An 11,880-nucleotide genomic window follows, 5' to 3' on the forward strand; every position below is an offset into this window, starting at 1 on the left:
TATGGCTGTTCGCCATTTAAAGTGGTACGCGAGTTGGGTTCAGAACGTCGTGAGACAGTTCGGTCCCTATCTGCCGTGGGCGTTGGAAATTTGAGAGGAGCTGCTTCTAGTACGAGAGGACCGAAGTGGACGTATCTCTGGTGTTCCGGTTGTCATGCCAATGGCATAGCCGGGTAGCTACATACGGACGGGATAACCGCTGAAAGCATCTAAGCGGGAAGCCTTCCTCAAGATAAGATTTCCCTAGGGGTTTAACCCCTCTGAAGGTCCGTCGAAGACTACGACGTTGATAGGTTGGGTGTGTAAGTGCAGTAATGCATTGAGCTTACCAATACTAATTGACCGTGAGGCTTGACCATATAATAGGTCTTAGACAATTTGTCTTACAATGAGACATGAACGTTTCCGAAGTTAAAACGAAGAATACAGTGTACTTGCTGTTACTCACCAACTAATCAAATTTATTCGTGAGTGGAGTGCGATATAGAATGCAGAGATGCATCGGCACTTCAAACACAAACCAGTTTTCCTGGAAACAATAGCGCTATGGAACCACCTGATCCCGTCCCGAACTCAGAAGTGAAACGTAGCAGCGCCGATGGTAGTGTGGGAGTTCCCATGTGAGAGTAGGTCATTTCCAGGGCTTAATCAAGAGACCCCTAGTTCAATGAACTAGGGGTTTTTCTTTTGAGGGAAAAAAATGAAAGAGTTTGGTTTAAGAAAAATGGTTTTTAACAGCACTTGCAAGATGCCGGGTAGAATAGCTTCCTTGCCTCGATCAGCTGATGTGCTGGCATTTAAATGAACCTATTTTGAGCTGATCTTACTATAAAAGAGAGTCTCTTATTGCGCCTGTTCTGTGAAAAGCGCAATGCCACTTTGCTCTGAAAGTAGTTGGGTGTATTGAGCGATTTTTGTTGGTAAAGTGACTTTTTTTGCGCCGGTTAACGCTCGAAGAATAGGGAAAAGAAGGATATCATCGAGAGAATATTGTTGATTCTCTAAGTGCTGAATATCGATCTCTTGCTCTAATTGGGTAAGTGCATCTTCAATTTTTTGAGCTATTTGATCTGACTCTGCTAACAGTGCTGCAAAGCTACCGTGACTTTTTTCATGGCGCTCAATATAGGCCTTACGAGCGGAATCGGTCGCAATTTCTGGTAAATCCATTTGTGCATAAAGTGGCATCATAAATGTCCCTACTGTACCGAAATGCTGATTAACCCACTGTTCGATAAATGGGTTCTGTTGACCTGTTAAGAATGGTGTATTATCAAGTTGATCTATATAATGCACAATATCTAAACTTTCAGGCATAAATTTCCCAGGTTCATATTCTAAAATCGGTACCATCTGTTTTCCGATCATTTTTATCGGAGTTTCGGCATCATCTTCTAATATATAACTTAATGGAATCTCATAATTTTGCTTTAACCCCGCTGCAGTCATCGCTCGAACGCAGAATGGGCAATGATCAAATACATATAGTTTCATCTTAACCTCTAGTAAATTAGTAGTGTTTAATGAAAATTACCACAATAAAAACCACTTTAATGAAAAGTATTATAATGATTTGAATTATAAGTGATAATCGCAACCTATTTCAGCATAACAAACTTTTAGTGATATCGCGACTCTGAGAGATCTATTCACCTTTAATATCATTGTAATCATTGCTATTAATACTTGATCTTCTAATTTCTGCATCACTGTCTGCAAATCGTGCTTTTGCTTTTTGATCTAGTTGTAAAGCTTCGCATATTTGTAGATTTTCTTGAACAAATTCAGTCCAAGGTGTTTCTTTATAATGGAGTTGATATTGCTTTTGGATATTACAAATATCAGGACGAGTTTCGTAAATTGCACAGCGGTTACTAGGCTCTAAAAGATGAATGCAGGTACCATCTCCTCGATCAAATTCTTGGAGTTCTTCTGCTAGATGGAGATATTTACAACACGCACCGCATGCAGTACAAGGGAAGAAGAGAGTATTTTGAGATTGCATGGTGTGTCCTTGATATTACTTTCTAGAAAGGATTAGTAAGGAAAGATGTAAATTATATGAGTTCTCATGATAGCGTAATTTGATAAAACAATATTGAATAAACTAGAGTTTCTTGCGATGAGAATTCATTTTTTATGCTTTCAGTAGAAAGAATAATCGGGACTTTTCCCCTTTTGCCGAGGCTGTGATAAACTTCTTATTCTAAAAAATAGAATATGAGGTCATTGTGAGTAGAAATCCTAGAAGAGGGCGCCGTAATCGCGTTCCAACTGAACCTATTACAGTTACCATTCATGATTTAGCACATGATGGTCGTGGTGTTGCCAAAGTGGCAGAAAAAGTGGTTTTTGTAGATGGAGCATTACCTCAAGAAGAGGTCATTGCGATCTATACTAAAGTTAAAAAAGAGTATGATGAAGCACAAGCTACAGAAGTATTAGTGCCCTCAAAAGATCGAGTAGAACCATTTTGTGATGTTTATGGTATTTGTGGGGGCTGCCGATTACAGCACTTAGATGCAGATCGTCAGATTGATTTTAAAGCTGAGCAATTAAGAAGTAATCTCTCTCGTCAAGCCGGATTGACAGAATACCAACAGTTACCTAATCTCCGAGGTGAATCACAACATTATCGTTATAAAGCACGATTAGGCGTGAAACATGTACCGGCAAAAGAGCGGGTTCTAGTCGGGTTTAGAGAGCGCTTAACGCCGTATATTGTGGATATGCATCGTTGTCCTATCTTAGAAGAGAAGATTGATGCCTTAATTGATCCACTTTCAACGATGATCGGTCAATTATCGATTGCATCTAAATTACCGCAAATTGAAGTAGCGGTAGGGGATGAAGCGCATGCGCTAAGTTTTCGGGTATTAGAAGCTCCTACTGAAGAAGATTTAGCGATCTTCAAAGCCTTTGAAGCGGAGCACGATTTGATTATCTATTTGCAACCAGGTAATGAGTCGACGACAACTGCATTAACAGAAAAAGGGGCTTCTGATCAAGCGCTCTATTATCGGTTATTAGATAATTTAACGCTCTACTTTAAACCTTATCATTTTACGCAAGTCAATCCTGCAATGAATAATAAAATGGTTAAACAAGCATTATCATTGTTGGATCTACAGGGTGATGAGCAAGTATTAGATCTTTTTTGTGGTCTTGGGAACTTTACTTTAGCACTTGCGACTCAAGCGCAAAATGTGATTGGGGTTGAAGGGGATAAGAGTCTAACTGATTGGGCTGGCCGTAATGCTGAGTTTAATCAAATTTCAAATGTAGAATTTCATTGTGCTGATTTAACGCAAGACCAAAAAGATGCACCTTGGATGAATCGGCATTATGATGCCATTTTGATTGACCCACCAAGATCAGGTGCATTGGAAATGATGCCTTATTTAGGAACCTTATTGCCGAAGAAAATTCTCTATGTTTCCTGTCATCCTGCGACATTAGCGCGGGATTTAGCAGTGTTGACGAAAGAGTATCCTTATGAGTTAGTATCAGCCGGTGTGATGGATATGTTTCCACATACGGCGCATGTTGAATCGATGGCGCTATTACATCTGAAGGATTAATGTAAAGTTAGTAATAGTCATGCGATTTTTACAATTTCTTCGCTATAATTATTATTAATAGTAGTACCTATAAGATCATCGCAATGCGACATTAACGTATGATAGAAGGGGAGTTTCTCCCCTTTTCCTATTTTAAGGAGCGGGTAGAGATATGAGACCCTTTAAAAATATTTTAATCTATAAATTTGATGAACCTATCGAGTTCTCTGCATTAGAGCTAGAAGAGTGGCTGAGTGCTTACCCTTTACGTGAGTGTGGTCGTGATGAGCTTGAAACTTATGGTTGGCTGCCTGCATTTTCGCAAGGTGCGAATTATGTGGAAGAGATCAATGGAGCTTACTTTATTCGACTGGGTATGGAAATTAAAAAACTACCGAGAAGAGCGATACAGACCGCTGTTGTTAAGCGGGCGAAAGAACAGAACCTTGATCTTTTAGATAAAGCACGTTTCAAAGAGCTTGAAGAGATTATTACGAATGAGTTTATTGGGCAAGTCTATCCTGAGCAGAGTTCAATGATGGCTTACATTGATAAAGAAAAAAATTGGCTAGTAGTGGACGCTGTGAGTGAAAAGCGAGCCTCATTAGTGACAGCGGTACTTCGTAAAAGCATTGGCTCTTTACCTGTTACGAGTTATGCACCGCAAGTCGAGATGCCGACTATTATGACGCATTGGGTTCAGTCAGGGTTGCCCTCGGCACATTTTGAATTTTTAGAAGAGATCGAAATGAAAGAGCTCAATAAGGATGAGGGTGGGGTTGCTCGTTATCGGGGGATCCCGATGGATGCAAAAGAGATTGCGCTCAATATTACTGAAGGCTGGGGGGTGACTAAATTAGGGTTGGTTTACCAATCCTTAGTAACATTCTCTTTGGGGGAAGATTTTATTCTCAAAAGATTACGTTACTTAGATCAGTTTCAAGAGCAACTTGAGTTAAGCGATGATCAAAATGCAGTTGCCCAATCGAATGGATATCTATTAGTCGATACCATTCGATCACTTGTCGTGGATCTCTATAATCTCTGCTATGATCGATAAGATATTATTTGGTATTTAGCGTAATTGTAATATCACGATATATGATATTGCCTATTCAATTTTATGAGTAAAGAAAAATGAGTCAAAAAGGTTATACCTCTAGTTCAATTGAAGTTTTATCTGGATTAGATCCTGTTCGTAAACGTCCTGGAATGTATACAGATACAAGCCGTCCTAACCACATTCTGCAAGAAGTCATTGATAATTCTGTGGATGAGGCGCTTGCTGGGCATGCTACCGAAATTACCGTTACTCTCTATAAAGATGGAATGTTAGGCGTTAAGGATAATGGGCGTGGAATGCCCATTGATATTCATCCTGAACATCAAGTCAGTGGTGTGGAACTGATTTTAGCGACACTACATGCAGGTGGTAAATTTAATAGTGATAACTATCAATATTCCGGTGGTTTGCATGGAGTAGGGGTTTCTGTCGTAAATGCACTTTCTAAAAGTTTAGAAGTGTTGGTGAGCCGAGATGGCGCTATTCATCGCATTACTTTTAAAGATGGTTATAAAGCAACTGAATTAGAAGTTATTGATAAAATTGGAAAAAATATTACAGGTACTGAAATTCGTTTTTTACCTGATGAGAAATATTTTGATTCCCCTAAAATTGCTAAAAAAGCATTGTGCGATCTACTTAAAGCGAAAGCTATTCTCTGCGCTGGGTTGAAAATCACTTTAATTGATGAAACGGTACGAGAAGAGGATTCTGTCACTGTTTGGTGTTATGAGTCAGGGGTTGAGGAATATCTTTATGATGCATTAAAAGAGATCGATTATCTGCCTAAAGAGATTATCTTTGGGGAATTTAAAGGCGATACCGAAGAGGTATTATGGGGGCTTGCTTGGAATGAAGAGGGTGCCCCGCTTATGACCGAAAGTTACGTTAACTTGATTCCTACGATGTTAGGCGGAACTCACGTTAATGGTCTTAAGTCTGGATTAACCGAAGCTTTACGAGAATTTTGTGAACAGCGTAATTTGCTCCCTAGAGGTGTCCGAATTACAGCTGAAGATACTTTTGCGCATCTGAATTACCTCTTGTCTGTAAAAATGCAAGAACCCCAATTTTCTGGGCAAACTAAAGAGCGTTTAAGTTCTCGAAGTATTGCCGGCTTTATCAATGGTGCTGTGAAAGATTATTTTTTACTCTGGCTCAATAAGCACGTAGAAGAAGGGGAAGCAATTGCAGAACTGGTGATCTCAACAGCGCAAGCGAGGCTTAAAAGTTCTAAGGCGGTCGTGCGTAAACGTGTATCTCAAGGGCCTAAATTACCGGGGAAATTAGCAGATTGTGTGAGTACAGATGTGAATGAAACCGAGCTTTTCTTAGTAGAAGGAGATTCTGCAGGAGGATCAGCAAAACAGGCTCGAGATCGAGACACGCAAGCGGTTATGGCACTAAGAGGGAAAATTTTAAATACTTGGGAAGTCCCGACAAGTGAAATTCTTGCGTCTAGCGAAATTCATGATATCTCTGTAGCGATAGGCGTTGACCCTAATGATGAAAAATTAGATGAATTGCGTTATGGTAAGATCTGTATTTTAGCTGATGCAGATTCAGATGGTCTTCATATTGCAACCCTTATCTGTGCTCTATTTCTACGTCATTTCCCTAAATTAGTACAAGCAGGTCATGTATTTGTGGCGTTGCCACCTCTTTATCGAATTGATATTGGTAAAGAGGTTTTTTACGCACTTGATGAGGAAGAGAAAGAAGCTATTCTGAAGAAACATGAGAATAGTCGTGGTCAGAAGTCTGTGACGCGTTTTAAAGGTCTTGGGGAAATGAATCCGTTACAATTACGTGAAACGACAATGAGTCCCGATACTCGGCGATTAGTGCAGTTAGTGGCCCCGGATATTGAATCGTTAGAATCTTCGGCGATTTCTAGTGAAAATGAATCGTTAGAACACTCTGCTGAAAATGATGATTTAGAATTTTCTATTCTTTCAGAAGATGAAGTATTAGAAGCTGAGTTTGCGGTTAATGAAGAGGGGCGTATCGAGAATCCATTAGTCGTTTTTGATAAATTGTTAGCGCGTAATCAGCGCCAGGAGAGAAAGGCTTGGATTGAGAGTAATCACTTTTCTCAAGAACTGTAAGTTACTTATCATTATGAAGTCATAAAAAGGTGGGCAATAGCTCACTTTTTTATTATCTCTATTTCCAATACTCATACTCATACTCATACTCATACTCATACTTGTATGCGTATTCCTATTTATATTGTTGATGATTTCTCTATTTTGCTAATCAGAAGGAATTTTGTGTCATGATCCCTTTATCCCTTTATATCCATTTCCCCTGGTGTATTCAAAAATGCCCTTATTGTGATTTTAATTCGCATAAGAATAATAGCGCATTATATGCCCCTTATATGCAGACTTTGATTGAAGATGTCACCGAGATTTTACCGATGGTATGGGGGCGCCGGATTCATTCCATTTTTATTGGAGGTGGCACACCAAGCTTGATGCCACCGGAATTATTAGATCGTTTCTTTAGTCAGCTTCGGCAGTTACTCAATTTTGATCCCAATATTGAAATTACAATGGAGGCTAATCCCGGCACCGTGGATAGTCAATATTTTAAAGCTTACCGAGAAATTGGGATTAATCGTCTTTCTATTGGTATTCAGAGTTTAAATGATATTCAGCTTGAGAAAATTGGTCGAATTCACTCAAGCGGAGAAGCGCTTCGAGCTTTTGAAATTGCTCGGTCGGTGGGGTTTGACAATATTAATTGTGATTTGATGTTCGGGCTTCCCGGACAGAATTTATCAGGTGCGTTATCAGATCTTCAGCAAATTATTGCACTTAAACCTGAGCACATCTCTCATTATCAATTAACCTTAGAGCCTAATACCTATTTTTATCGGTATGAGCCTGAATTACCGGAAGAGGAGATTATTGAAAATATGCAGATCGAAGCGCATCAATTGTTGCGAGAGGCGGGTTTTCAGCATTATGAAGTATCCGCTTTTTCTCAACCGGGAAGAGAGAGTCAACATAATCGTAATTATTGGGAGTTTGGAGATTATTTAGGGGTTGGGGCAGGCGCTCATGGGAAGATTACCATGCAAAATGATCGCTCAATTTATCGCACGCAATTGGAAAAACATCCAAGAACCTATATTGAAAAATCGGCGAAGGAACGCTTATTCAAAACAGAAATAGATCCTAAAGACTTACCCTTTGAATTTTTTTTAAATACTTTACGTTTAAAGAGTGGCGTGCCGACTCACTATTGGAATGAGAGAACTTTTTTACCATTGAGTGAGATTGAATCTTTTCTATTAGATTGTCGACAATCAGGGTATTTAGAGAATTTTAGTGAGATGATTAAACCTACAGAAAAAGGGCATCTTTTTGTAAATACGATGTTAGAAAACTTTATTGAATAACGATAGCGATAGAACTTTCTATAGGAAAAATCGACTATTTCACTTGCTAGATCCTTGAAAAAAGAAATTACATCCTCATATTGCATTGTACGGATAAATATAAAGGAGTGAAATTTGATGAAATTTTCGAATCGTTATATGAAGCAAGTAGGACTCTTCTTTTCGGCCGTTTTATTGCTCATCGCCCAACAAGCATTTGCGCAATTGCCGAATTGGAGTGATCTATTTGAGAAGAATAAAGCGGCTGTTGTCAGTATCACAACAGAAGCAACAGAAACCATTCAAGCTTGGTCACCATTTCAAGGATTTCCTTTTGGGGGCGGTAACTCACCATTTGGCGAAAATGATCCTTTTAGTTTCTTCTTTGGAAATGGCGGGCCTCAAGAGCAAGAACGTATTGTGAGAGGTGCGGGATCGGGTTTTATTATCGATGATGAAGGTTATTTAATTACCAATGCACATGTTGTAGGTGATGCTGATAAAATTACTGTTCATTTAGCTGACCGCCGGGAGTTACCTGCTGAGTTAGTCGGTATGGATCAGAAGACAGATATTGCCGTTTTAAAAATTGAAGCGGATCAATTACCCGTTGTAAAAATAGCGGATGTCTCTAAGTTGAAAGTAGGGCAGTGGGTAATGGCTGTAGGTTCCCCATTTGGTCTTGATTACACGGCAACTCAAGGTATTATCAGCTCTTTAGGACGTAATTTACCGAAAGATACATTAACGCCATTTATTCAAACGGATGCGGCGATCAATCCCGGTAATTCAGGTGGTCCACTATTTAACACAGATGGTGAAGTAATTGGAATTAACTCTCAGATCTATACTAGTACAGGGAGTTATGCGGGGGTGAGTTTTGCGATACCTATCGATTTAGCGATGCATATTGTCGAGCAATTACGGACAGATGGTAAAGTATCACGTGGTTGGTTAGGTGTACAAATCCAAGAAGTGACTTCAACGCTTGCAGAAACGTTTGATATGGAAACACCTAAAGGTGCATTGATCGCTAGTATTGTACCGGATAGCCCTGCAGATAAATCAGAGCTTAAAGTGGGCGATATTATCTTGAAGTTTAACGATCAGGAAGTGCTCTCATCAAGTCAATTACCGGTATTAGTCAGCCGAGTAAAAGGTGGAGAGGAAGTTGATTTGGAAGCACTTCGTAATGGTGATATCGAAACAATCAAAGTAAAAATTGAAGCTTTAGATGATGATGGTCTTAAAACGGTAGCGAAAAAAGGGTCTACTAAAAATGGGCTAGGTGTTGCAGTGGAAGAGACTAAGCCTGATGCGAAAGTGAAAGGTGTTGTAATCACTGCGGTTGAAGATGGTATCGCAAAGAGAGCGGGATTAATGCCGGGCGATATTATTACGCAGATTGATGGTTTTGATGTGACTGATCTTGCGTCATTTAATAAAGCGATTAAAGCAACAGAAAAAGACAAAGTGTTGCGTATTTTGATTAATCGTCAAGGTAATCCTTATTTCTTGGCTATTCGTAAGGATGATAGTAAAAAATAAATTGATGGTAGATACCCTTGAGTAATCGTTGGGTAACCTAATCAATAGTTCTATAAGCGTTAATTCAATCTGGGTTAACGCTTATTTTTTGGGGTATTGAAAAATCCTGTAATTTAGTAATGACCATATGGGTTATTTATGGTGTGAATAGTGCGAATGAATGTAAAAAATGCGCTTTTAAGATAATTTTTTATTAAAATAAGTTGTATTAGCGAGATGATAGGCGCAAGATATTTGCATAAGATTTTTAATTAAATTAATTAAATCTATTCAAATTTGATAACGCAAATTCTATTGAACAAGAATATAGAGGAAATAATGAAAAAGATATTAACAATTGCTGGTTCAGATTCAAGTGGTGGGGCGGGTATCCAAGCAGATTTGAGAACTTTTGCAAAGCATGATCTATATGGATTTTGCGCGTTAACCGTTATTGTCACTATGGATCCTGATAATAAATGGGCTCATGGTGTTTATCCTATTGATATTGCAACAATTGATGCCCAAATGGCGACAGCAATTGATGGTGTAGGCGTTGATGCTATTAAATTAGGGATGTTACCGACGCCTGAAATTATTAGTCATGTTGCAACTCGATTAGAAGCTTTGAAAGGTCAATTTCCTGTAGTTGTTGATCCGGTAATGGTTTGTAAAGGAGATAAACCATTGTTTCCAGAGCATGCGAGTGCAATTAAAGAGAATTTAGTTAAATATGCGACAGTGACGACTCCTAATCTTTTTGAAGCTGCGCAACTCGCCGGAATGGAAAAGATTGAAAGTTATGATGATGCGGTATTAGCCGCAGAAAAAATTATGAAGCTTGGTTGTAAAGCGGTAGCGATTACCAATGTGGGAAGTGTTATGGAGCCTAAGACTTCTGCGGATCTCTATTTTGATGGGGAAGAGTTACTTCTTATTGAAGGGATACATATTGAAACCAACCATACCCATGGCTTAGGCTGTACGTTTGCGGCACATGTGGCGGCGAATCTTTGCAAGGGATATTCTAAGCGGGAATCAGTAGTTTTGGCTAAAGATGCTATCAAAGCTGGGATGAAACATCATTTTCCGCTAAATGAATATGTGGGAACTCTTGATTTTGCTGAAAGCTTTAAGCACTTAGGGGATTAAAGGCTTTTAGCTTTTAAGATAGATCATTTTAGAAATGTTCTAGAATATTTTCATTAGAGAATAAAATCAGGGATAGTTAAAAGCTATCCCTTTGTTTATATGGTTTATTTGGCCAATATTGAAAATAATTTAAGTTTTTTTATAAAAAACCCTTGCAAGATCTCAAAAAGAGTGTAGAATTCTCCTTCTTGATTCAGACGACACCTTTCGAGGTGGCAGAGAAGAGAGCGGTTTTGGGAGTTATGTTTAATTTTTATTTTAACTTTTAAAACGGTCAGATTTAGAAGTGTTTAGTCTCAGTGTTGGTTTTAATAAGCTTTAAAAATTCATTTAGAACTGATTTCAAAAAAGATTAAAAAACTTCAAAAATAAATTTGACAATAAGCATCTCGATCTGTAGTATAGTTCGTCTGCTTAGGGCAGTGAAAAACAAGTAAACGGACCTTCGGGTGATGAATACTTTCACTAGTTTCTAAGCGTTCTTTAACAAATTAATCTTAAGTAAGTTTGTATGGGGGCTTGTATCGCTTTGCGAGAGCAAAAAGATAGAAGTCTAACCAAACAATTCCAGCACTATTTTTAATAATGGGAATAGTAGCAGTAATTGAGTAAATGGGTTAGATCTGACGATTTAAAACATTATTAAGGATTTAAACTGAAGAGTTTGATCCTGGCTCAGATTGAACGCTGGCGGTATGCTTAACACATGCAAGTCGAACGGCAGCACGAGGAGTTTACTCTTTGGTGGCGAGTGGCGGACGGGTGAGTAATGCATAGGAATCTACCTTTTAGTCTAGGATAACTACCCGAAAGGGTAGCTAATACTGGATGTGGACTACGGTTTAAAGCAGGGGATCTTCGGACCTTGCGCTAAGAGATGAGCCTATGTGGGATTAGCTAGTTGGTGAGGTAATGGCTCACCAAGGCGACGATCTCTAGCTGGTTTGAGAGGATGATCAGCCACACTGGGACTGAGACACGGCCCAGACTCCTACGGGAGGCAGCAGTGGGGAATATTGGACAATGGGCGCAAGCCTGATCCAGCAATACCGCGTGTGTGAAGAAGGCCCTAGGGTTGTAAAGCACTTTTGTTAGGGAGAATGGGTTTAGTAGTTAATACCTACTGAATCTGATGTTACCTAAAGAATAAGCACCGGCTAACTCCGTGCCAGCAGCCGCGGTAATACGGA

8 protein-coding genes and 3 rRNA genes are annotated in these 11,880 nt (G+C 39.2%); 9 read left to right on the forward strand and 2 right to left on the reverse strand.

Going from position 1 to position 11,880, the window contains the following annotated elements:
- Both DC083_RS09840 and rrf read left to right on the forward strand, forming a co-directional pair.
- Positions 1–359: ribosomal RNA gene (locus DC083_RS09840) — 23S ribosomal RNA — on the forward strand; the annotation flags it as partial.
- Positions 360–528: 169 nt separating this feature from the next.
- Positions 529–643 (forward strand): 5S ribosomal RNA (rrf, locus tag DC083_RS09845).
- A 200-nt stretch (positions 644–843) separates the two neighbouring features.
- Here the strand turns inward: rrf and grxB are convergent.
- Both grxB and DC083_RS09855 read right to left on the reverse strand, forming a co-directional pair.
- Complete coding sequence (gene grxB, locus DC083_RS09850) at positions 844–1,494, reverse strand: glutaredoxin 2 (protein WP_109190030.1); 651 nt, start codon at positions 1,492–1,494, stop codon at positions 844–846.
- Positions 1,495–1,645: 151 nt separating this feature from the next.
- A complete protein-coding gene (locus tag DC083_RS09855) occupies positions 1,646–2,005 on the reverse strand; it encodes a YkgJ family cysteine cluster protein (protein ID WP_109190031.1) in 360 nt (119 codons plus the stop codon).
- Positions 2,006–2,231: 226 nt separating this feature from the next.
- Between DC083_RS09855 and rlmD the strand changes: the two genes are divergently transcribed.
- From rlmD to DC083_RS09890, 7 genes are all read left to right on the forward strand, one after another.
- Positions 2,232–3,581, forward strand: a complete 1,350-nt coding sequence (rlmD, locus tag DC083_RS09860; protein ID WP_109190032.1) for a 23S rRNA (uracil(1939)-C(5))-methyltransferase RlmD — start codon at positions 2,232–2,234, stop codon at positions 3,579–3,581.
- Between the two features lie 151 nt (positions 3,582–3,732).
- Positions 3,733–4,620, forward strand: a complete 888-nt coding sequence (gene rdgC, locus DC083_RS09865) for a recombination-associated protein RdgC (RefSeq protein WP_109190033.1) — start codon at positions 3,733–3,735, stop codon at positions 4,618–4,620.
- A gap of 77 nt (positions 4,621–4,697) precedes the next feature.
- A complete protein-coding gene (gene parE, locus DC083_RS09870) occupies positions 4,698–6,731 on the forward strand; it encodes a DNA topoisomerase IV subunit B (RefSeq protein ID WP_109190034.1) in 2,034 nt (677 codons plus the stop codon).
- Between the two features lie 170 nt (positions 6,732–6,901).
- Positions 6,902–8,032 (forward strand): radical SAM family heme chaperone HemW, encoded by a 1,131-nt coding sequence (gene hemW / locus DC083_RS09875; protein ID WP_109190035.1) that lies wholly within the window; start codon positions 6,902–6,904, stop codon positions 8,030–8,032.
- Between the two features lie 117 nt (positions 8,033–8,149).
- Positions 8,150–9,559 (forward strand): Do family serine endopeptidase, encoded by a 1,410-nt coding sequence (locus DC083_RS09880; protein ID WP_229822748.1) that lies wholly within the window; start codon positions 8,150–8,152, stop codon positions 9,557–9,559.
- Between the two features lie 318 nt (positions 9,560–9,877).
- Entirely contained in the window at positions 9,878–10,690 is an 813-nt protein-coding gene (thiD, locus tag DC083_RS09885) for a bifunctional hydroxymethylpyrimidine kinase/phosphomethylpyrimidine kinase (protein ID WP_109190036.1), read from the forward strand.
- 652 nt (positions 10,691–11,342) lie between these two features.
- A 16S ribosomal RNA gene (locus DC083_RS09890) occupies positions 11,343–11,880 on the forward strand; the annotation flags it as partial.

The sequence above is a fragment of the Ignatzschineria ureiclastica genome, from assembly GCF_003121845.1.
Lineage (GTDB): Bacteria > Pseudomonadota > Gammaproteobacteria > Cardiobacteriales > Wohlfahrtiimonadaceae > Ignatzschineria > Ignatzschineria ureiclastica.

Bases quoted from the DNA above. Each gene is read 5' to 3' on its own strand.
- grxB (WP_109190030.1), bottom strand. From the start codon at position 1,494: ATGAAACTATATGTATTTGATCATTGCCCATTCTGCGTTCGAGCGATG.
- DC083_RS09855 (WP_109190031.1), bottom strand. From the start codon at position 2,005: ATGCAATCTCAAAATACTCTCTTCTTCCCTTGTACTGCATGCGGTGCG.
- rdgC (WP_109190033.1), top strand. From the start codon at position 3,733: ATGAGACCCTTTAAAAATATTTTAATCTATAAATTTGATGAACCTATC.
- parE (WP_109190034.1), top strand. From the start codon at position 4,698: ATGAGTCAAAAAGGTTATACCTCTAGTTCAATTGAAGTTTTATCTGGA.
- hemW (WP_109190035.1), top strand. From the start codon at position 6,902: ATGATCCCTTTATCCCTTTATATCCATTTCCCCTGGTGTATTCAAAAA.
- DC083_RS09880 (WP_229822748.1), top strand. From the start codon at position 8,150: ATGAAATTTTCGAATCGTTATATGAAGCAAGTAGGACTCTTCTTTTCG.
- thiD (WP_109190036.1), top strand. From the start codon at position 9,878: ATGAAAAAGATATTAACAATTGCTGGTTCAGATTCAAGTGGTGGGGCG.